Below are 21715 nucleotides of genomic sequence, written 5' to 3'. Positions count from 1 at the left end.
GGCTACTCCGTTTTGCGCTGCGCATTCGAGATCGCCCGTGCGGCCTCCTCCGAAGAGTTGGCGAGAGAGCGCATCTCCGCCGCCAGCACGGCAAAGCCGGACCCAGCCGTTCCGGCTCTTGCCGCCTCTATGCCGGCATTGACCGCAAGCAATTTCAGGTAGCGCAGAGACTGCAGAATTTCGCCGGTCTTGGAGGCGGTGACCCGCATATCCGCGGTCTGTTCGTCGATACGCCGATAGAGCGATTCGATATTGATGATGCTGCCTTCGAGATAGAGCAGCGCGCCCGCTTCATCCCATACGCCGCCGCCAGTCTCCGTGACCCAGATGAAATGACCGTCACTGTGGCGTATCCGATATTCCATCGTCCAGTCGCTGCGGCTCTCCAACGCCTTGCCGACAACCTCGTCCATGATCGGCACGTCCTCCTCGCACATGATGGAGGTGAAGGTCCGCGTGCGGTTGCCGATGATCTCGTCGGTGCGATAGCCGAAGACGCGCTCGATGCCATCGGTCATTTCCAGCATCGTATAGTTCTCATCGGCGCGGCAACGATAGAGAAAGCCGCTCATGCGGCCGAGAACGCTCGTTTGGAAATCCATGAAGACCATGCCCGAAGAAAAAGAGTTGCAGATCAAGGTGCTTTGTCTTGTTTCAAACACACCGGAAAGGGCCGCGACGAACGGCCCTTTCCGGTTATGAAGTCTTACGAGATCCTCAGTTACGCAGATATTCCTCCATCGAGTCGTCGAGCGCTTCGACCCAGGGCGTGTGATGCTTCGGCGACAGATTGCCGGTCATCAGTGAGCGATAGGCATGGTCGCGGAAACCCATGATGTTTTCCGCCTTGTGGTGCTCCCACTCCATGAAGGTCTTGTTCGTGCCTTCGATGTCAAAGCTCGGATAGTCGGTCTCGGCAAGCAACTCCTTCACATAGTCGCCCTGATACCAGATCATCTGCTCGGCATCTTCCAGCGTCTCCTCGCGGGCACGCCACATATCGAAATTCGCCTTCAGTTCCTCTTCCGGCGGCAGCTCGATGCGGCCCATCATGACATCGCGCGCCCACCAGGCCTGCACGTCGAACATGTTGAAGGTGTAAAACTGGTCCTGCATGCCGATATAGAAGAGCTGCGGATTCTTGTCGAAGATCACGCCTTTGTAGAGACCGTCGGCCCACAGCCGGTTGGCGGTCTTCAGGCGCAACTCGTCCGGCAGGAAAGGAAAATGGTGCTGGTATCCGGTGCACAGGATCAACGCATCGACCTGCTTGCTCGAACCATCGAGGAAATAAGCGGTCTTGTTTTCGAGCTTGGTCAGTAGCGGCCGTTCCTCGAAATTCTCCGGCCATTTGAAGCCCATCGGCTTCGAGCGGTAGCTCGTGGTCACCGATTTGGCGCCGTATTTCCAGCATTGCGAGCCAATGTCTTCGGCCGAATAGCTGCGGCCGACGATGAGGATGTCCTTGCCCTTGAATTCCAGCGCATCGCGGAAGTCATGGGCATGCAGCACACGGCCGTTGAAGGTCTTCACACCCTCGAAATAGGGAACGTTCGGCGTCGAGAAGTGCCCGGTGGCGACGACGACATAGTCGAATTCCTCGTCATACATGCGGTCTTCGACGCGGTCGTGCGCTGTTACCGTGAATTTCTTCGTTTCCTCGTCGAAACGCACCATGCGTACCGGCGTGCTGAAGCGGACCCATTTGCGCACATCCGCCTTCTCGACGCGGCCCTTGATATAGTCCCACAGCACGGCGCGCGGCGGATAGGAGGCGATCGGCTTGCCGAAATGTTCCTCGAACGAATAATCGGCAAATTCCAGGCATTCCTTCGGGCCGTTCGACCAGAGGTAACGATACATGCTGCCGTGAACCGGCTCACCATATTCGTCGAGGCCGGTGCGCCAAGTATAATTCCAAAGCCCTCCCCAGTCCGACTGCTTTTCGAAGCACACGACTTGCGGAATGTCGGCACCCTTCTTGGCAGCCGATTGGAAGGCCCGCAATTGAGCGAGCCCCGATGGTCCGGCACCGATAACGGCAACTCTTGTCATGAAGCATTCCCCTTCTCGATTCTATCGAAGTTCTTATCGCATGCAGTCATTTGGCGCGGCGGCCGGGATCAATCCGGGAAGATGCCGGGGCTTGTGGGAGCCCCGTCGTCATATGTCGAAAGCCAGTCGATCGTCGTCTGGCGGTAGCGCGTCAGGCCCTTGTAGTCGATGAGTTCCGGCGGCAGGGTGCGTAGCACGCGCGGAAAGCGGCGCGCCCACTTCGGCACGGTCACGAGCTCGTTCATGTTCATCAGATAGCAGCGGATGACGAAGAGAATGGCGTTCGAACGCGGCAGACGCCAAAGACTCTGCAACTCGACGCGCAGATGCACCTTCTCGCCGACATTCGCTGGCGTCACGGTCGTGCGGTCAGGACCCCATTTGGGATAGTTCTCAGGACTGGTATCGAGGCGGGGATTGATGGTCATCGTCCAGTTGAAGCGCCGCGTCGGCTTGCCCTGCTGTAGGTTCAGGAGGAACTTCAGCGCGCGGTCGAAGACGCCGATCTGATGGGCAAGCGGCACCGGCCCGTGCCATTCCATGAAATTCATGCCGATGTCGAAATCAAGCGACCAGTCGGCCTGCGTCGTCACCATGCCGGCATCCATCCACAGGTTGCCGTCGCGCTGGTCGACGATGCAGAAGTCACCCTGGGCCTGGCGGGTTATGTATTCGAAGGGCTCGTAGGGCAGCGTTGAAGCATCGCCGAAGGTGAAGCTATCGTCGATGCCGAGCGGCCGGTTGATCCAGCGCCACTGGTCGCCGTTCTTGATCAGCGTGAAATGCTCGGGGTAACCGGCGGCCTGCTCTTCCATCAGCAGCTCCAGCGTATCCCATTGCGCCGTCATCATATGCGGCAGCGCCTGATAGCGCAGCGGATCTTCCTTCAGCACCAGCGCCCGATCGTGCATCTCGGCGACATAATGCTCATCGACATCGATCAGGCTTTCGTAGACGGTGCCCGCCTGCCCCTTCACATGCGGTTCCATGTTGACGGAATACATGTACTCGTCGCGATCGAAGGGGAACGGAAAGCGCCGGATGTTTTCCGGACTGTTCCGGTAGCTGAAATCGTCCCGGAAGGTTTCCTGCTTGAAGGCGATTGCCATGTCCGTTCTCCTGGTTCGGCCCGATGCCTAGAGGTCGAGATGCAGCGTGTTTCCCTCGAAGCGGGAGACACAGATCATCACCTTGCGGCCGGAAGCCTTTTCTTCATCGGTCAGATAGACGTCGTGGTGCAAAAGCTTGCCCTCGCAGGCGGCAACCACCGTCTCGCACTGTCCGCAGGCTCCGCCGCGACAGAGGAAGGGCGCGTCGACACCCGCCGCCTCGATGGCGTCCAGCATGCTCTCGTGATGGCCGACATGCACCGTCTTGCCGGAGCGCGTCAGTTTGATCGAGAACGGCTTGCCGGGTCTTGAGGAGAGGAAACGTTCAGAATGCAGGTTCTGCTCTGGCCAGCCGGCCTCCAGACCCGTCCTTAGCACGCCATCGATCATGCCGGCCGGGCCGCAGACATAGAGATGCGTACCGAGCGGCTGGCTCTCGAGCAGGCGGGCAACGGGAATAAAATTGCGATCGGCGTCGCAATAGATCTTCACCCGCTGCGCGCCATAGCGCGCGACGAGGTCCTGGCAATAGGCTCCGCGATCGAGCGAACGCACCGCATAATGCAGCTCGAAATTGGCACCCTCGCGGGAAAACTGCTCCATCATGGCGATGAAGGGCGTAATGCCAATGCCGCCGGCAATCAGCAGATGCTTGCGGCCACGCCAATCCGGCTGGAAGAGGTTGACTGGATAGCTCACCCCGAGCTCGTGGCCTTCGCTGACCTTCTCATGCATGAAGCTGGAGCCGCCGCGCGAATCCTCGACATGCAGCACGCTGACCTCATAGCCCGAGCAATCATGCGGCGGCGACATCAACGAATAAGCGTTGCGTCTGATATGCCCCTCGTCGTTCATCGAGACGATCACGTGCGCACCGCCGGAGAAATAAGGCATCGGCTTGCCATCGGGGCGTTCGAAGCGGAAGCGTTTGATCCGATGCGCGATCGGCGTCACCTTCGTCACACGGACGGGAATTTCAGTACCACCGCTCATAGGAACAACTCCTCCGGATCAGGGGCGCTGCCCGGCTCTTCCGCATCGATGTTGACCCCCTGAAAGGCTCCGAGCCGGCGCGAATAATGGTCGCGCACCAAGAGCGGAAGCCCGCAGTGACCGCAGGCAAAGGGGCTGTGGGTGACATCCTCGCTAATGCCCTTGCAGTGGACGCACTGCACGCGACGCGCCAGCGAGCCACGATGCTCCGTCATGATCGAGGCATGGTCCATGCCGTAATCAAGCGCCACCATCATTGCCTGGCCGATAAAGCCTTCGGTGCCGGCAATATAAAGTCGCGTGCCCATACGGGCGGTGGCGAGCGAACCTTTGAGGCGAAAGAGCAGCGTCGCAATCGTCGGCGCTGCGAAGAACATATCGACGCCGAGCCTGCGCAGGAGCTCATCATGGCCCTTGCCCTGCGAGCCGCGCGCAACATAGAGGACTTCGCTGCGAGCAAGTCCCGTTTCGTCAAGCGCAGCCTGCTGCTCGATAAGAGCCAGCGCGCCCTCGCCTTCCAGAGCGAAAATATGCTTGCGTGCCGTTGGCTGGATGATCAGGCCCCTGTAGACGGGTCGGCTCTTAATGCCTTCAACAAGCATGGCGCGCTCCCTAACCGATCGCGGTCCGCTTCTTTTTTTCCGGATCGTCGAATGGCAGCGTGTGCGCAATTGCACCGGCTTTGACGTTCTTGCCACGAACCTCGAGCTTTGTGCCCTGCACGGCCTTATCGACGTCGAGACGGGCGATTGCCATGGATTTCCTGGTCAGCGTGGAATAGCTCGTGCAGGTGATGACACCGACCTTCTTTCCGTCGGCAAAGACCTCGTCCCCGAGGTCGGCGGGGCCGTCGGCATCGATCAGCATGCCGAAAATCTTGAAGCGTTCCTTCCCTTTCAGGCGCGCATGTTCCTCAGCGCCGCGGAAGCCGGTCTTGCCGGGGCTGACCGTGAAGTCGAGGCCGAGTTCCCAAAGACTGTCGCCGGGCGGCTGATCGGCAAAGGGATACATCTGAGAATTGTCGTAGGGATAAAAGAGCAGATAACTTTCGACGCGCAGCATGTCGAGGACGCTGAAGCAGCAAGGAATAATTCCCATATCTTCGCCTTCGGCGACGATCCGGTCCCAGACCATGACGGCATCCTGACCGCGCACGAAGATTTCATAACCGCGCTCGCCGGTATAGCCGGTGCGCGAGATCATCACAGGCGCGCCAAAGAGCGTGGTCTGCATATGGTGGAAATATTTGAGATCGCGAATGCCAGGTACATATTTGGCGAGATAATCGACCGCGACCGGCCCCTGCAGCGAAAGATCGTGCAGGTCGTCGTCGAAAAGCACGGCGCAATTGCGACCTGCCGCCTGCTTGACGATCTCTTCGTGGCCGGAGCCCGAGCCATGCACCAGCATCCAGGAATTCGGGCCAGTGCGATAGACAATGCAATCGTCTGTGAAATGGCCGCGGTCATTCAACATCGCGGCATAGACCGAGCGGCCGGGATAGATCTTCGTCATGTCGCGGGTGGTTATGTAGTCGAGGACGGCGATGGCATGCGGGCCGACGAGATGAACCTTTTTCAGCCCCGAAACGTCCATGATGCCGGCTTTTGTCCGGACCGCGACATGCTCTTCGGACATGTCCTTATCGTAGGTCCAGGCGGTGCCCATTCCGCTCCAGTCCTCAAGCTTCGAGCCCAGAGCGCGATGTCGGTCCGCCAAGGCGGAAAAACGCCAAGATAACGTCATTTCGTTCCCTCATTTTCTTCTATGGAATATTTATTTCCTGACTATAATCGGCTTTCGTGTCTTGGCAAGTCGACCCGAATGGTTTTTGTCGTCGTTTAGACGGATTTTCCCTCAAAACCTCGGCGGCTGCCTTCCCGCGGCGCGATGGGCGGCAACGACGGTATTGGCCATCAGCATGGCAATCGTCATCGGTCCGACACCGCCCGGCACCGGCGTGATCGCAGCGGCGACATCCGAGGCTTCCACATAGGCGACATCGCCCACCAGCCGGCTCTTGCCCTCGCCCCGCTCGGGTGCGGCAATGCGGTTGATACCGACATCGATGACCGTCGCTCCCGGTTTGATCCAGTCGGCCTTGACCATCTCCGGCCGTCCGACCGCAGCCACCAGGATATCGGCGCCGCGTGCCACAGTCGCCAGATCCTTCGTGCGCGAATGCGCCATGGCCACCGTCGCATTGGCGTGGAGCAGCAATTGCGCCATCGGCTTGCCGAACAGGTTGGAGCGGCCGATGACGACGGCATTCAGCCCCGACAGGTCCTCGCCATTGATGGAGCGCACGAGAAGCATGGCGCCGGCCGGCGTGCAGGAGATCAGGCCGGTTGTGAGATCGCCGGTCGCAAGCTTGCCGGCATTGACCACATGCAGACCATCGACGTCCTTCTCCGGCCGGATCGACTGGATGACCGCATCGGCATCCAGATCCTTCGGCAGCGGCAGCTGCACCAGGATGCCATGAATGGACGGGTCTTCGTTCAGCGACCGCACGAGGCCAGCAAGCTCGCCTTGCGTCGTCTCCGCCGGCAACGTGTGCTGGATCGAGGTGAAGCCGCACTCCTTGGCCATCTTGCTCTTGGAATTCACATAGGTGTGGCTGGCCGGATCGTCGCCGACGATGACGACGGCAAGGCCCGTCTTCACACCCGTCTCCTTTTCCAGCGCCGACGTTGCCGTCTTTACCGCATCAATGACCGAAGCCGCCACCTGCTTGCCGTCGATGACCTTGCCCATCGCTCACCCCATGCGCTCAGAAGCATAGCTTCCCGGGCTGGCTGGGAAGACGATGGTGCGGTTGCCGTTGAGGAAGGTGCGGTAGTGGATATGCGCATGGATGGCACGCGCCAGCACCTGGCTCTCGACGTCGCGGCCGATGGATACGTAATCGTCGGCGCTTTGGGCGTGGGTGATGCGCGCCGTATCCTGCTCGATGATCGGGCCTTCATCGAGGTCGGCGGTTACATAATGCGCCGTGGCGCCAATCAGCTTCACACCACGCTCATAGGCCTGCTTGTAGGGGTTGGCCCCCTTGAAGCTCGGCAGGAAGGAATGGTGGATGTTGATGATCCGGCCCGACATCTTCTTGCAGAGCGCGTCCGACAGCACCTGCATATAGCGGGCGAGCACGATCAGTTCGGTGCCGGTCTGCTCGACGAGCTCCAGCAGTTGCGCTTCGGCCTGCGGCTTGTTGTCCTTCGTCACCTTGATGTGGTGGAAGGGAATGTCGTGATTGACGACCACCTTCTGATAGTCGAAATGATTGGAGACCACGCCGACGATGTCGATCGGCAGCGCACCGATCTTCCAGCGATACAGCAGGTCGTTGAGGCAATGGCCAAAACGCGACACCATCAAAAGCACCTTCATGCGCTTGTGGGCATCGTGGATCTCAGCCTCCATCTCGAACTTGCCGGCGATCGCCTTGAAGCCGTCGATCAGTGTCTCGTGCCCCACACCTTCCTCGGAGAGGAAGCTCACCCGCATGAAGAACTTGCCGGTATCGAGATCGTCGAACTGCGAACTGTCGACGATGTTGCAGCCCTGATTGGCCAGATAGTTCGAGATCGCCGCAACGATCCCACGCGTCGAGCGGCACGATACGGTCAATACGAATTTCATCATGCTGTCTCTTCCCTTGCCATTTGAAGCGCGCAGACTGTCATTGGCCGGGTTCCCGGTTCCGGCCTTTTGCGTCGCGATTTTCAATCGTCGGGCCACTGGCTCAGACGTCAAGCGTAGTCTCGCGTTCCCACTGCGTGAAATGCGAGCAGTAGGAATTCCATTCCTGCTGCTTGAGCTTGAGATAGGCGGCGGAGAATTCGGACCCGATCGCTGCCTTCAGGCCCTCGTCGGCATCATAGGCGCGCAATGCATCAAGCAGGTTGAGCGGCAGGCGCGGCGCATCCTTCACCAGATGGCCCTCGGCATACATGTCGATATCGTGATGCGGGCCGGGATCAGCCTTGTTGCGAATGCCGTCAAGGCCGGCGGCAATGATGATCGCCTGGAGCAGGTACGGGTTGACCGCACCATCCGGCAGGCGCAGCTCGAAGCGGCCGGGGCCTGGCACGCGCACCATATGGGTGCGGTTATTGCCGGTCCAGGTGACCGTGTTCGGCGACCAGGTGGCGCCCGACGTCGTACGCGGCGCGTTGATGCGCTTATAGGAGTTGACCGTCGGATTGGTGATGGCGGCAAGCGACGAAGCATGTTTCATGATGCCGCCAAGGAAGTGCCTCCCCTCCGCCGAGAGGCCGAATTCCGCTTCCCTGTCGGCGAAGATGTTGGTCCTGCCGTCATTGCTCCACACCGAGATATGGCAATGGCAGCCATTGCCGGTCAGGCCCTTGAAAGGTTTCGGCATGAAGGTGGCGCGCAAGCCATGCTTCTCAGCAACCGACTTGACCATGAACTTGAAGAAGGAATGCTTGTCGGCCGTGCGCAGTGCGTCGTCATATTCCCAGTTCATCTCGAACTGGCCGTTGGCGTCCTCGTGGTCGTTCTGGTAGGGTTTCCACCCCAGTTCCAGCATGTAATCGCAGATCTCGGCAATGACATCGTAACGGCGCATAACGGCCTGCTGATCGTAGCAGGGCTTCTCGGCGGTATCGTATTCATCCGAGATTTTCCCGCCGTCAGCTGTGATCAGGAAGAATTCGGCTTCGACGCCGGTCTTGACCCGCTTGCCCTCGGCCCCGGCTTCCTTGACCAGCTTCTTCAAAACATTGCGCGGCGCCTGGGCGACCAGCTCGCCATCCATCAGCAAATCGGCCGCGACCCAGGCAACATCCTTCTTCCATGGGAGCTGGATGACGGAGGATGGGTCCGGCACTGCGAAGAGGTCCGGATGGGCGGGCGTCATGTCGAGCCAGGTGGCGAAACCGGCAAAGCCCGCGCCCTCTTCCTGCATGCCCGCGATCGCCTGCGCCGGCACAAGCTTGGCGCGCTGGCCGGAAAACAGATCGGTATAGCTGATCATGAAATATTTGATGCCCTTGTCTTTCGCAAAAGCAGCAAGGTCCAGTGTCATTCTCGTTCCCCTTTGGATTTCTTAGAGACACTTCGTTTTTGACGGGATGCCGCCGGGCATTTCTGCCCGGCGGTGAAATTCAGTAGCCTCCCTTGCCCGGATACCAGTTGGTGCCCGCAAGCGGGATCTGCGCCATGGCAGCAGCTTCCATGGTCAGCGCGCAGAGATCCTCCGGCTCCAGATTATGCAGATGGTTCTTGCCGCAGGCACGCGCAATCGTCTGCGCTTCCAGCGTCATCACCTTGAGATAGTTGGCAAGACGACGGCCAGCCGCAACCGGGTCGAGCCGCGCGGCAAGTTCCGGATCCTGGGTCGTGATGCCGGCCGGATCCTTGCCTTCGTGCCAGTCGTCATAGGCGCCAGCGGTGGTGCCAAGCTTCTGATATTCTTCCTCCCAGCGCGGATCGTTGTCGCCGATCGCGACCAGCGCTGCCGTACCGATCGCGACCGCATCGGCGCCAAGCGCAAGCGCCTTTGCCACATCCGCACCGGAACGAATGCCGCCGGATATGATCAATTGCACCTTGCGGTGCATGCCGAGATCCTGCAGCGCCTGCACGGCGGGACGGATGCAGGCGAGCGTCGGCATGCCGACATTCTCGATGAAGACGTCCTGGGTCGCGGCCGTACCGCCCTGCATGCCGTCGAGGACGACGACATCGGCACCGGCCTTCACGGCCAAAGCCGTATCGTAATAGGGACGCGCGCCACCGACCTTCACATAAATGGGCTTTTCCCAATCGGTGATTTCGCGCAGTTCCATGATCTTGATCTCAAGATCGTCCGGACCGGTCCAGTCCGGATGCCGGCAGGCCGAGCGCTGGTCGATGCCTTTCGGCAGATTGCGCATATTGGCGACGCGATCGGAAATCTTCTGGCCGAGCAGCATGCCGCCGCCGCCGGGCTTCGCGCCCTGGCCGACCACCACCTCGATCGCATCTGCACGCCGCAAGTCCCTCGGATTCATGCCGTAGCGCGAAGGAAGATACTGATAGACGAGCGTCTGCGAATGGCCGCGCTCCTCGTCGGTCATGCCGCCGTCGCCCGTCGTGGTAGACGTACCCGCAAGCGTGGCGCCGCGCCCGAGCGCTTCCTTGGCATTGCCCGACAGCGCGCCGAAGCTCATGCCGGCAATGGTAATCGGAGTCTTGAGCATGATGGGCTTTTTGGCAAAGCGGCTGCCGAGAACGACCGACGTGTCGCACTTCTCGCGGTAGCCCTCGAGCGGATAGCGCGAGATCGATGCACCGAGGAAAAGAAGGTCGTCGAAATGCGGCACCTTGCGCTTCGTGCCGGCACCGCGAATGTCGTAGATGCCGGTTGCCGCCGCACGACGGATCTCAGCAAGCGTATGGTCGTCGAATGTGGCGGACTTGCGCGGCGGCGTAAAGGGATTGTGATAGCTCATAGTGTCTGCCTCGCCTCAATACGCATCGGCGTTGTCGATGTTGAAATTATAGAGCTTGCGCGCCGATCCGTAGCGCTTGAACTCTTCCGGCCTGACGCCTCTCACGCCGGCCCTGTGGAGAAGCTCGGAAAGCTTTTCGAGATGCTCCGGGCGCATCTCCTTTTCAATGCAGTCCGAGCCGAGGCTCTTGACCGAGCCACGAACGAAAAGCTTGGCTTCGTAAAGGCTGTCTCCAAGGGCCTCACCGGCCTCACCGAGCACGACCAGATGGCCCGACTGCCCCATGAAGGCCGACATGTGGCCGATATTTCCATGAACGACGATATCAATGCCCTTCATGGAGATGCCGCAGCGCGAGGCGGCATTGCCCTTGATCACAAGGAGACCGCCCTGGCCGGTCGCGCCGGCATATTGGCTCGCGTCGCCTTCGATGACGACGGTGCCGGACATCATGTTCTCCGCGACACCCGGGCCGGCGGAGCCATGCACCGTGACGTTGCCGCCATCGTTCATGCCGGCGCAATAATAGCCGACGGATCCTCTGATATCGACGGTGACAGGAGCATCGATGCCGACGGCGACCGCATGATGGCCGCGCGGATTGACGACTTCGAAGGCGGTATCGTTGGCACCGGCTGCAAGGCTGTGAAGCATGCTGTTAAATTCGCGCAGCGAGGTAACGGATAGATCGAAAACTGGCATGAAAGAACTCTCTCGATTGCGCCAAGGCTGGATTAGGCGGCCTTTTCGTGATCCCAGAAATAGACGGTGGCCGGCTCCGGTTCCCAGATGCAGGCATTCTCGATGCCCGGCAGGTTTACGAGCGCACGATATTCGGAGCCGAAAGCGACATATTGATCGGTTTCGGCCATGACGGCCGGCTTGCAGGCAATGGGATCACGAACGACGCCAAAGCCGGACTTCGTGCCGACGACGAAGGTGAAGAAACCGTCGAGATCGCTGAGCGCACCGGTCAACGCCTCGCCGAGGTCCTTGCCCTTGGCCATCTCGGCCGTCAGATAGGCGGCGGCGACTTCGGAATCGTTCTGTGTTTCGAAGGTCATGCCCTCGCGCACGAGTTCACGGCGAAGATTATTGTGATTGGAAAGCGAACCGTTATGGACCAGGCATTGGTCTGATCCAGTTGAAAACGGATGGGCGCCAAGCGTGGTCACGGCCGATTCCGTTGCCATGCGGGTATGACCGATGCCATGCGTTCCGGACATGGAGGCTACACCGAAACGCGAGATGACGTCCTTCGGCAGGCCCGTCTCCTTGTAGATCTCGATGGCATCGCCGCTGCTCATCACCCGGACATCGGGCCGTAGCGTCGCGATCGCCGCCCGGCCCTCGTCGAGTTTTTCCTTCGCAAGCGCAATAACGGCATGCGTGCTCTTTACCTCGACCGACACCGACGTATCCAGCGCGCGCCTCAGCTCGTGCTCGAGGCCGTCGAAATCCTTTGCCGGGCTGGCCGACTGGATCGTGATCTTCGCCTTGTTGCCATTGGCGCCGCCGTAAATCGCGATGCCCGCGCTATCAGGCCCGCGATCAGTCATCGTGACAAGCATTGACGAAAGAAGCGAGCCGAGCTCCGGCTCGAGGCTTTTGTCTTTCAGGAAGAGACCCACAATTCCGCACATGATCAGACCCTCCATTTCGCGTCTGCAAAATGGCTATCAGGTCTATTTTTGGATTTCAACCCAAAAGAATATTTTTTTCTCTGGAGGCAAATTATTCGTTCTTGCCGCGCTGGGGATAGCTGATGATCGAGAGGTATTTGCTCGGCAATTTCACCAGCACTTCCGGGCCATGGGGTGCGTCCGCATCGAAGAACAGGCTGTCGCCGGGCTGCATGGGGTAAAGCTGATCGCCATGGCGATAGACCACCTCGCCTTCGAGCATGTAGAGGAACTCCATGCCCTCGTGCTGGAAGGTCGGGAACACATCGGAATCGGCCGAAAGCGTGATGAGATAGGGCTCGACGATGACGCCGCTGGAATTATTGTCGATGTGGCCGAGCAGATTATATTGATGGCCGGCGCGCGTGCCGCGCCGCTCCAGCTCCACGCCCTGCCCCGCCTTGACGAAGACGGCATTGCGCTGCTCCTCGAAGCGACGAAAGAACGCCGTCAGCGGCACGCCGAGGGCGCGGGAGAGCGATTGCAGCGTTGTCAGCGACGGCGAGATATTGCCGTTTTCGATTTTCGAAAGCATGCCAAGCGAAATTCCGGTTGCCGCGGCCAGATCCGTCACCGTGATGCCGAGCTTCTTGCGATAGGCGCGCACCTCGTGGCCGATCGCCATTTCAAGATTGTTTACCTTCGGTTCGCGAACCGCATGCGGATCCTGCAAGAATGCTGGCCGTGCGGTATGCGGATGGTCCTCGCTCGACGTTTCGTTCGGCTTGGTCTTCATTCACGATCCTTTTCCGATATTGCCCTATTGCAACAACTCTATCTTCGCAGTGAAATTTTCTCAACTACGGCGAAAGTCACGCCTGGCGGGTTTCACTTGGAGCGATGCCATAGAGATTGCGATAGGCTCGCGAGAAATGGGCGCCGCTGGAAAAGCCTGTCGCGATGGCGATTTCGGAAATCGAAAGCGGGCTTTGTTCGAGCAGCCGCCGCGCATGCTGCAGCCTGATGCGGCGATATTGATCGAGGAACGTCGAGCCCACATGCGCAGCAAACAGCCGGTCTAGATGGCGCGGCGTGACACCTGCAATTCGCGCCATGGCTGTGCGGTCGAGCGGCAGTTCGATCGTCTCCTCCATTTTCTCCAGCACGCTTAAAAGACCGGGATGGTGGACGCCGTAACGCTCGGCCAGAGACCCTCGCTGCGGCGCCGTCGGCTCCGCCACCTCTGTGTGCAGATACCAATCGCTGACGCGGCGGGCGAAATCCGGCCCCATACGTTCGGAGATCAGCACATGCATCATGTCGAGCGGGGCTATCCCGCCGCCGCAGGTAATGCGGTTGCCGTCGACGACGAAGCGGGCCTGACGCGGCGACAGGGCCGGAAAAGCCTCGAGCAGCGCGGGAGCGTGCTCCCAATGGATGGTGAAATCGCGCTCTGTCAAAAGACCGGCCGCGGCCAGCAGATAGGGACCGCCGGAAATGCCGCCGACACGCACCCCCTCACGCGCCAACTGCCTCAGACAGGCCAGCACAGCCGGATAATGCCAGTCGCGCGGCGAGCCGCCGGCACAAACGAAGACCGTTGCAAGCCCGGAGCCACGGCCGGGAAGCGGTGCCGCCGGCACGGGCACGCCACCGGACGACAATGCCGGCGCACCATCCGGCGAGAAGGTCGACAATCGATAGATCTCGCGTCCGGCCAGCAGATTGGCGGCGCGCAGCGGCTCGCTCGCCGAGGCATAAGACATCAGCGCAAATTCTGGGATCAGGATGAAGCCGATATGCTGGACGTTTCTCGCATCGATCGAAGACATGTCCCTTTTCTATCGAAATATGTCCTGAATAGGCAAGTCGGCAAATGGCGTTCTGCCATCATGAGCGCAATTCCACTCGGACGAATCCATGCGCTATTCCGCTCTCTCCATTTTCCTCAACGGTCTTCGCGGCAATGCCGGCTGGGCTCCGGCGTGGCGTCAGCCCGCGCCGAAGCCGCACTATGACGTCGTCATCGTCGGTGGCGGCGGTCATGGGTTGGCGACGGCTTACTATCTCGCCAAGACCTTCGGCATCACCAATGTCGCCGTGCTGGAAAAGGGCTATCTCGGTTCCGGCAATATCGGCCGCAACACGACGATCATCCGCTCGAACTACCTGCTGCCCGGCAACAATCCCTTCTACGAGCTATCGATGAAGCTCTGGGAGGGGCTGGAGCAGGATTTCAACTACAACGCCATGGTCTCGCAGCGCGGCGTGCTCAACCTCTTCCACTCCGACGCCCAGCGCGATGCCTATACACGGCGCGGCAACGCCATGCGGCTGCACGGCGTCGATGCCGAATTGCTCGACCGGGCGGCCGTACGCCTGAAACTCCCCTTCCTTGATTTCGACAATGCCCGCTTCCCCATCATGGGCGGCCTGCTCCAGCCGCGCGGCGGCACGGTGCGCCACGATGCGGTCGCCTGGGGCTATGCCCGCGGCGCCGACAGCCGCGGCGTCGACATCATCACTGGCTGTGAGGTAACTGGCATCCGCAGCGAGAACGGCCGCGTAACCGGTGTCGAGACCAACAAGGGCTTTATCGGCTGCGGCAAGCTGGCGCTGGCGGCCGCCGGCAATTCCACTGTCGTCGCCGACATGGTGGGCCTGCGCCTGCCGATCGAAAGCCATGTGCTGCAAGCCTTCGTCTCCGAAGGGCTGAAGCCGTTCATCGATACCGTGGTCACCTTCGGCGCCGGGCACTTCTATGTCTCGCAATCGGACAAGGGCGGCCTCGTCTTCGGCGGCGATATCGACGGCTATAATTCCTATGCCCAGCGCGGCAATCTTTCGGCCGTCGAGCATGTCGCCGAGGCCGGCGTCGCCCTGATCCCTGCCTTGACCCGCGTGCGCTACCTGCGCACATGGGGCGGCGTCATGGATATGAGCATGGACGGCTCGCCGATCATCGACCGCACCCATATCGACAATCTCTATCTGAACGCCGGCTGGTGTTACGGCGGCTTCAAGGCGACACCCGCCTCCGGCTACTGCTACGCCCATCTGATCGCCCGCAACGAGCCGCACGAGACGGCGCGGGAACTGCGCCTCGACCGGTTCCAGCGCGGTTACCAGATCGATGAAAAGGGCGTCGGCGCCCAGCCGAACCTGCATTGAGGATATGACGACATGGCAAGCCTGATTTCCTGCCCTCACTGTGGCATTCGTCCCAGGGAGGAATTTACCATCAAGGGCGACGCAAGCCTTGCTCGCCCGGCTCCCACTGCCGGTCCCGACGTCTGGTACGACTACGTCTATCTGCGTGACAATCCGAAAGGACGGCACAAGGAATATTGGCACCATTCCTCCGGTTGCCGCCGCTGGCTGGTCGTCGAGCGCGATACGGTTACCCACCTGGTCTACAGCGTCAGCGACGCAGCCCTTGCCAAGCTCGGAGATCAGGCATGACCAGTTTCCGCCTTTCTTTCGGCGGCCGGATCGACCGCTTCAAGAGCATCGGTTTCAGCTTCGACGGCGCGGATCTCACGGGCCACCCCGGCGATACGCTCGCCTCCGCCCTGCTTGCCAACGGGATCCAGCTCGTCGGGCGCAGCTTCAAATACCACCGGCCGCGCGGCATTCTGACGGCGGGTGCGGCCGAACCCAACGCGCTGGTGACCACCGGAGCCGGAGGCAGGACGGAGGCCAACAGCCGCGCCACGATGATCGAACTGCATGAGGGGCTGGTTGCGCGCAGCCAGAACCGCTGGCCCTCGCTTAGCTTCGATGTCGGCGCCGTCAACGGACTGCTCTCGCCTTTCCTCGGCGCCGGTTTCTACTACAAGACTTTCATGTGGCCGGCCGCCTTCTGGGAGAAAGTTTACGAACCGCTCATCCGCAAGGCCGCCGGCCTCGGTAAGGCATCCTATGAGACGGACCCCGATTCCTACGAGAAATGCTGGGCGCATTGCGACCTGCTCGTCATCGGCGCGGGGCCTGCGGGGCTCGCCGCCGCGCTGACGGCAGGACGCGCCGGAGCGCGCGTATTGCTTGCGGACGAAGGATTTGCCCTTGGCGGCAGCTTCCTTGCTGATCGTCAATCACCCCTTGGCGACATTCTGAACGAACTCGAAAGCCTGCCTAACATCCAATGCCTGCCGCGCACGACCGTCATCGGCTGGTATGACGACAACGTCTTCGGCGCCGTCGAGCGTGTGCAGAAACATGTCGCAACGCCGGATGCGCACCGGCCGGTCGAGCGCCTTTGGCGCATCATCGCCAGGCAGGCCATTCTTGCCACCGGCGCCGAAGAGCGGCCCCTCGTCTTCGGTGGCAACGACATTCCGGGCGTCATGATGGCGGGCGCCATGCGCAGCTATCTGAACCGCCATGCGGTCGCACCGGGCAAGCGGACCGTTGTCTTCACCACGAACCGGTCCGGCTACCAAACGGCAGCCGATCTCGAAGCGGCAGGTATCGAAGTCGCCGCCATCGTCGACAGCCGCGCTGGGCCAAACGACGCTTGGAGCGGCAAAGCCCCCTTGTTGTCCGGTGCCCGCATCATCGATGCGCAAGGCGGCAAGCGGCTGCGTCGGGTTGGCATTGCGACGGCCGCAGGAATACAACAGGTCGAAGCCGATGCGCTTGCCATGTCCGGCGGCTGGAGCCCGATCATTCACCTCGCCTGCCATCGCGGCGCAAGGCCGGCCTGGTCCGACAAGCATGCAGCCTTCCTCGCGCCGGAGCGGCAGGAGGGATTGCTAATCGCGGGTTCGGCTGCCGGTCTTGCCTCGACCGATGCGTGCCTAGGTGACGGCGCGCGCAAGGCAGTAGAGGCGCTGGAGGCCATCGGTCTCGCCAAGATCGAGCCTGCCTTCCTGCCGGTGGAAGATATGCAGGCTTCCGCCTCGCCGCTCTGGTCCGTCAAGGGTGGCAAGGGCAAGGCTTTCGTCGATTACCAGAACGATGTCCACCTCAAGGACCTCGGCCTTGCCGTGCGTGAGGGTTATGGGCATGTCGAGCTTGCCAAGCGTTATACGACGAACGGCATGGCGACCGATCAGGGCAAGCTCTCCAATATCAACGCGATCGGCATTCTCGCCGAGGCCCGTGGGGTGTCGCCCGCCGAAGTCGGTACCACGACATTCCGGCCCTTCTATACGCCGGTCTCCTTCGGCGCGCTTGCCGGTTCATCGCGCGGCAAGCACTTTCAGCCCGCGCGCAAATCACCTTTGCACGACTGGGCGAAGAAGAACGGCGCGGTCTTCGTCGAGACCGGGCTCTGGTATCGTTCCTCCTGGTTCCCGCGCGAGGGTGAAAAGAGCTGGCGCGAGAGCGTCGACCGCGAGGTGCTGAACATCCGCAAGAATGCCGGCATCTGCGATGTCTCGACGCTCGGCAAGATCGAGATTTTCGGCAAGGACGCGGCGACCTTCCTCGACCGCATCTATTGCAACGGCTTCGCCAAGCTTTCCGTTGGCAAGGCGCGCTACGGCATCATGCTGCGTGAAGACGGCATGATCTATGATGACGGAACCACCAGTCGTCTCGGCGAAGAACATTTCTTCATGACGACGACGACAGCCCTTGCGGCCGGCGTGCTGACCCACCTCGAATTCTGCGCTCAGACGCTCTGGCCTGAACTTGAGGTCTACTTTGCCTCCGCCACCGACCAATGGGCGCAGATGGCGGTCGCGGGGCCGAAATCCCGGGCGATCCTCTCCGAGATCGTCGATGAGGACATATCCGATGCCACCTTCCCATTCATGGGCGCACGCGCGGTGACGCTGTTCGGCGGCAAGCTCGAGGGCCGGCTCTTTCGCATCTCGTTTTCCGGCGAACTCGCCTATGAGCTCGGCGTAGCCGCTGCCTATGGCGAGTCCGTCGCCGATGCCATCATGCAGGCGGGGCAGAAGTACGAGATCTGCCCCTATGGTGCCGAGGCGCTCGGCGTCATGCGTATCGAGAAGGGCCATGTCACCCATGCCGAAATCAATGGCACCGTGACGCCGGGTGATCTCGGCTTCGCCCGTATGGTCTCCGCGACGAAGGCAGATTTCATCGGCAAGGCGATGCTTGCCCGCGAGGGTCTTCAGGCCACCGACCGCCCACGCCTCGTCGGCGTCAAGCCACTGGATCCGGCGACAAGCTTCCGCACAGGCGCCCATATCCTCGCGGACGGTGCGCCAGCAACGCTGGAAAGCGATCAGGGCTATGTGACGTCGAGTGCCTTTTCGCCGAGCCTTGGGCATACGATCGGTCTAGCGCTGGTCAAGAACGGGCCGGAGCGGATCGGCGAGAAAGTCTTGATCTGGAACGGCCTTCGAAGCGAATTCACCGAAGGGCAGCTCTGCAGCCCGGTCTTCATCGACCCTGAAAATGAGAAGCTCCATGCCTGATCTTCCTGAAAAAAGGTCGGTCCTTGCCGACAAAGCCATTTCGCAAGGTCCGGGCATCCGGCTCGAGGCCCTGCCCGAGGGCCATCTGCTGCACGTGATGGGAGCGACAACGACCGAAGGCCTCGAGGCCCATCTTTCAGCGGCTGGCATCAAGGACAGCGCCGTGCGCCCGGCCGGATACCGGCAATGGTTCATCGCCGGCAACGATATGCTGTCCAAGGCCCTTATTCAGGATTTCTCCAACGCTCTTGCCGGTAGCGCCTTCGTCTCTGACCAGAGCCATGGCCGCGTCCGCATCGGCGTCTCTGGCCCGCTTGCCGCCCAATTGCTGAGCAAGGGCACGGCGGTCGATCTTCATCCGTCAGCCTTCCCTGAGGGACACGCCGCGGTGACGCTCTTCGGCCACATATCAGTGCAGGTCGCACGCACCGGTGCCTGCGACTTCGAGCTGGTGGTGCTGCGCAGCTTTGCGCAATCTCTGTACGAGGAGCTCGAGGTGCTTGCTGCTATCGCTGGGTCGGGTACGGGTCAGTCCGACGTCACGCTTGTTGAAAAAGGAAGATGAAGTTGGAAATCAACTTTCACAAGTTCCAAAATAATGCTTACGCCATCTGCAATCCATGATTGCAGTTGTTGCACAAATACGTCTCATAAGGAAAGAAAAGCAACCTGGCACGGCATTGATCGGCAATGCTGTGCGCCGCCATTGGTAGCAACCACTCGTGTGTTTCCGTGCTGCAGCACCAGCAACACATTCCAGGCGTCGACCGCAACAAGACAGCCCGCAGCACTGGCAGCAGACCTTCCCTTTCGGTCAGCCACCGTGCGCCATTCCTCCAGCAGCAGGTTCTTGTCCTGCCCGGCGCGCCGCCGGGGCTTTTTTTCCTCCATGATTGCCTCTTGGGAGTGCGCAAGCACGGCGTCGAGGCGGCCCTTCTACCCGCCGCCTTCGATCAGGGTCAACCGCCGCTCACACGGCGAGCGACAGCAGCAGCACGAAGCCGAGACCGATCACGGAGATGATCGTCTCCATGACGCTCCAGGTCTTGAAGGTTTCGCCCACCGTCATGTTGAAGTACTGCTTTACCAGCCAGAAGCCCGCATCGTTGACATGCGAGAGTATGACCGACCCGGCGCCGGTTGCGAGCACGAGCAGCTCGCGGTTAACGCCCGGCACCAACGCCACGACCGGAGCGACGATCCCAGCACCGGTGATCGTGGCAACCGTCGCCGAGCCCGTCGCAATGCGGATCACGGCGGCGACGAGCCAGGCCAGAAGGATTGGCGATACGTCGGCCTGAACGGCCATTTTTCCGATGACATCGCCGACGCCGCTGGCAACGAGCATCTGTTTGAAGCCGCCACCGGCACCGACGATGAGCACAATGGAGGCCACCGGCGCAAGGCTCTCGTTCAGCAGTTTGGTGATCGTGTCGCGCGAGAAGCCGCAATAGGATCCGAAGGTATAAAAGCTGATGAGCAGCGCCACGAGCAGTGCGGTGATCGGGTGGCCGATCAGGTCCATCCAGACGCGCACGGCGTGGTGCTCGGGAAGAGAGATATCGGCGAGTGCCTTGAGAAGCATCAGGAACACAGGCATCAGGATTGTAATCAGCGTCACAGAGAAGCTTGGCAGCTTGGCTGTATCCACATCCTCGCGCACGAACTGCTCCATTAGCTCCGGCGACGCTTCACCCGGGATTCTCTTGGCGATGAAGGCGCCGAAGATCGGCCCTGCAATCGCAGCAGTCGGTAAGCCGACGATAAGACCGTAGAAGATCGTCTTGCCGATATCCGCGCCGAAGACGCTGATGGCGAGAAGCGGGCCCGGATGGGGTGGCACCAAGCCATGGACGACCGATAGACCAGCTAGAAGCGGTATACCGATCTTAACGATCGACACGCCCGACCGGCGCGCGACGATGTAGACCAGCGGTACGAGAAGCACGAAGCCGATTTCGAAGAAGAGGGGAAGCCCGACGAGGAAAGCAGCGAGCATCATCGCCCAATGTACCCGTTCCTTGCCGAAAGTGCGGATCAGGGTCTGGGCAATCTGGTCCGCGCCGCCGGATTCAGCCATGAGTTTGCCGAGCATGGTTCCAAGGCCAAGCACAATGCCTACAAATCCGAGAACCCCACCGAAGCCCTCCTGAAAGGACTTCATCACCAGCTCCGTCGGCATGCCGGACGTGAGGCCAAGGAAACCCGCGGCGATGGTGAGCCCGATGAAGGGGTGTATCTTGAAGCGGGTGATGAGAAGCACGAGGCCAACAATGGTCACGCCAGCATCCAGCAGAAGATAGGTCTCCCGCGTCAGTCCTAACATTGAAATTTCTCCATGAAAGCTTCTTGTTGAGGCAGGCGCCTGTGCGGCCCGCCGTCCGATTTCCGTTTTGAGCGAGCAGCTTATGCGCCTGTCGGCTGCATTGGCTGGCCGTCAGCAAGGGACGTGTGTTCCCACCATGCAACCGCCCCGCGCGCGATCTCCGCGATCGGCAAGGTCGCGTCTACAGCGTAAATGTTCGCCTCGCCGTGGGGTGGCTCGAGGGTCGCAAACTGGCTGTCGATAAGGCTTGCGGGCATGAAATGATCCGGCCGATGGCTAACGCGCTCGCCCGCCACCTCTCTCGTCAGCTCCAGAAACACAAACCCGAGGCCGGGCGTCTTGCTGCGCAGAATGTCGCGGTAGCTTTTCTTCAGCGCCGAGCATGCGAGCACCGGCCGCTCGCCGTTCTTGACCGCGTCCGACAGGATTGTCGCGAGGCTGTCCAGCCAGCCAGCCCGGTCCTCGTCGGTGAGCGGGTGGCCCGCGCTCATCTTCTTGATATTTTCTTCCGGATGAAAGGCATCGCCTTCGATCATCGTGCCGTTGACGGCATCCGAAATGGCCTGGCCGACGCTGCTTTTGCCGCAGCCCGAAACGCCCATGACCACAACGGCTGGCATTTTTTCCATTCTATCCTCCTCGAGATAGCGCTATCTCGCTTCTTTGAAAATAGATTGCCGGTCGAACCTTGGCCGATTCAAAACTCGCAAATCGACGCTGTTTTCTCCCGCAAAGACGCCAAAACGACTTTGAGATA

The 21715-nt window shown here is 60.7% G+C and carries 21 protein-coding genes; 4 read left to right on the top strand and 17 right to left on the bottom strand.

The genetic code is table 11. The features are described 5' to 3' along the window. Nucleotides 1–2: 2 nt before the first annotated feature. The 14 genes from FHX09_RS30340 to FHX09_RS13495 all read right to left on the bottom strand — a co-directional run bounded on the left by FHX09_RS30340 (nt 3) and on the right by FHX09_RS13495 (nt 14072). On the bottom strand, nt 3–602 hold the full coding sequence (locus tag FHX09_RS30340) for a PAS domain-containing protein (protein WP_184450178.1): 600 nt from the start codon (nt 600–602) through the stop codon (nt 3–5). Nucleotides 603–717: 115 nt separating this feature from the next. Then, nucleotides 718–2055: an NAD(P)/FAD-dependent oxidoreductase gene (locus tag FHX09_RS13555; protein ID WP_132589723.1), complete on the bottom strand. Its 1338-nt coding sequence runs from the start codon at nt 2053–2055 to the stop codon at nt 718–720. Between the two features lie 68 nt (nt 2056–2123). After that, nucleotides 2124–3164, bottom strand: a complete 1041-nt coding sequence (locus FHX09_RS13550; RefSeq protein ID WP_132589725.1) for a DUF3445 domain-containing protein — start codon at nt 3162–3164, stop codon at nt 2124–2126. 27 nt (nt 3165–3191) lie between these two features. Then, nucleotides 3192–4157, bottom strand: a complete 966-nt coding sequence (locus tag FHX09_RS13545) for a PDR/VanB family oxidoreductase (RefSeq protein ID WP_184450176.1) — start codon at nt 4155–4157, stop codon at nt 3192–3194. Further along, nucleotides 4154–4759, bottom strand: coding sequence for a dimethylamine monooxygenase subunit DmmA family protein (locus FHX09_RS13540; protein ID WP_184450174.1), 606 nt, complete (start codon nt 4757–4759; stop codon nt 4154–4156). Before FHX09_RS13540 ends, FHX09_RS13545 begins: the two co-directional genes overlap by 4 nt. Before the next feature lie 10 nt (nt 4760–4769). Continuing rightward, the gene (locus FHX09_RS13535; RefSeq protein WP_132589730.1) at nt 4770–5903 is read right to left on the bottom strand and encodes an aminomethyltransferase family protein; all 1134 of its coding nucleotides are present in this window, start codon (nt 5901–5903) and stop codon (nt 4770–4772) included. 111 nt (nt 5904–6014) lie between these two features. Beyond that, nucleotides 6015–6914, bottom strand: coding sequence for a bifunctional methylenetetrahydrofolate dehydrogenase/methenyltetrahydrofolate cyclohydrolase FolD (folD, locus tag FHX09_RS13530; RefSeq protein ID WP_184450173.1), 900 nt, complete (start codon nt 6912–6914; stop codon nt 6015–6017). 3 nt (nt 6915–6917) lie between these two features. Further along, entirely contained in the window at nt 6918–7802 is an 885-nt protein-coding gene (purU, locus tag FHX09_RS13525) for a formyltetrahydrofolate deformylase (RefSeq protein WP_184450171.1), read from the bottom strand. 100 nt (nt 7803–7902) lie between these two features. Next, nucleotides 7903–9210 carry a type III glutamate--ammonia ligase gene (gene glnT / locus FHX09_RS13520; RefSeq protein ID WP_007788174.1) on the bottom strand — a complete coding sequence of 436 codons (1308 nt, stop codon included), beginning with the start codon at nt 9208–9210 and terminating at the stop codon, nt 7903–7905. Nucleotides 9211–9289: 79 nt separating this feature from the next. Then, entirely contained in the window at nt 9290–10618 is a 1329-nt protein-coding gene (locus FHX09_RS13515; protein WP_007788172.1) for an FMN-binding glutamate synthase family protein, read from the bottom strand. Nucleotides 10619–10633: 15 nt separating this feature from the next. Next, the gene (locus FHX09_RS13510; RefSeq protein WP_132589736.1) at nt 10634–11320 is read right to left on the bottom strand and encodes a GXGXG domain-containing protein; all 687 of its coding nucleotides are present in this window, start codon (nt 11318–11320) and stop codon (nt 10634–10636) included. A gap of 32 nt (nt 11321–11352) precedes the next feature. Beyond that, a complete protein-coding gene (locus tag FHX09_RS13505) occupies nt 11353–12261 on the bottom strand; it encodes a glutamine amidotransferase family protein (protein ID WP_132589738.1) in 909 nt (302 codons plus the stop codon). A gap of 91 nt (nt 12262–12352) precedes the next feature. Then, nucleotides 12353–13036 (bottom strand): helix-turn-helix domain-containing protein, encoded by a 684-nt coding sequence (locus FHX09_RS13500; RefSeq protein WP_132589740.1) that lies wholly within the window; start codon nt 13034–13036, stop codon nt 12353–12355. Between the two features lie 76 nt (nt 13037–13112). Next, nucleotides 13113–14072 (bottom strand): GlxA family transcriptional regulator, encoded by a 960-nt coding sequence (locus FHX09_RS13495; protein WP_184450169.1) that lies wholly within the window; start codon nt 14070–14072, stop codon nt 13113–13115. Between the two features lie 88 nt (nt 14073–14160). Between FHX09_RS13495 and FHX09_RS13490 the strand changes: the two genes are divergently transcribed. The 4 genes from FHX09_RS13490 to FHX09_RS13475 are packed head-to-tail and all read left to right on the top strand — an operon-like array spanning nt 14161 to nt 19197. Next, nucleotides 14161–15411 carry a sarcosine oxidase subunit beta family protein gene (locus FHX09_RS13490; RefSeq protein ID WP_184450167.1) on the top strand — a complete coding sequence of 417 codons (1251 nt, stop codon included), beginning with the start codon at nt 14161–14163 and terminating at the stop codon, nt 15409–15411. A 12-nt stretch (nt 15412–15423) separates the two neighbouring features. Continuing rightward, the gene (locus FHX09_RS13485) at nt 15424–15702 is read left to right on the top strand and encodes a sarcosine oxidase subunit delta (RefSeq protein WP_183719565.1); all 279 of its coding nucleotides are present in this window, start codon (nt 15424–15426) and stop codon (nt 15700–15702) included. Next, nucleotides 15699–18632 (top strand): sarcosine oxidase subunit alpha family protein, encoded by a 2934-nt coding sequence (locus FHX09_RS13480; RefSeq protein ID WP_184450165.1) that lies wholly within the window; start codon nt 15699–15701, stop codon nt 18630–18632. The genes FHX09_RS13485 and FHX09_RS13480 overlap by 4 nt, the downstream gene beginning before the upstream one ends. Continuing rightward, nucleotides 18625–19197, top strand: a complete 573-nt coding sequence (locus FHX09_RS13475) for a sarcosine oxidase subunit gamma family protein (RefSeq protein WP_184450164.1) — start codon at nt 18625–18627, stop codon at nt 19195–19197. The genes FHX09_RS13480 and FHX09_RS13475 overlap by 8 nt, the downstream gene beginning before the upstream one ends. Before the next feature lie 83 nt (nt 19198–19280). Here FHX09_RS13475 and FHX09_RS13470 read toward each other — a convergent pair whose 3' ends face one another. The 3 genes from FHX09_RS13470 to FHX09_RS13460 all read right to left on the bottom strand — a co-directional run bounded on the left by FHX09_RS13470 (nt 19281) and on the right by FHX09_RS13460 (nt 21587). Continuing rightward, nucleotides 19281–19523, bottom strand: a complete 243-nt coding sequence (locus tag FHX09_RS13470; protein WP_132589752.1) for a hypothetical protein — start codon at nt 19521–19523, stop codon at nt 19281–19283. Nucleotides 19524–19602: 79 nt separating this feature from the next. Next, nucleotides 19603–20958 carry a GntP family permease gene (locus tag FHX09_RS13465; protein WP_183719573.1) on the bottom strand — a complete coding sequence of 452 codons (1356 nt, stop codon included), beginning with the start codon at nt 20956–20958 and terminating at the stop codon, nt 19603–19605. 80 nt (nt 20959–21038) lie between these two features. Further along, entirely contained in the window at nt 21039–21587 is a 549-nt protein-coding gene (locus FHX09_RS13460; protein ID WP_132589756.1) for a gluconokinase, read from the bottom strand. Nucleotides 21588–21715 lie beyond the last annotated feature (128 nt).

Origin of the sequence: Rhizobium sp. BK538, from assembly GCF_014197575.1 — a bacterium.
Classification (GTDB): domain Bacteria; phylum Pseudomonadota; class Alphaproteobacteria; order Rhizobiales; family Rhizobiaceae; genus Rhizobium.
The sequence above is the reverse complement of the archived record's forward strand: the minus strand, read 5'-3'. Positions and strand labels throughout refer to the sequence as shown.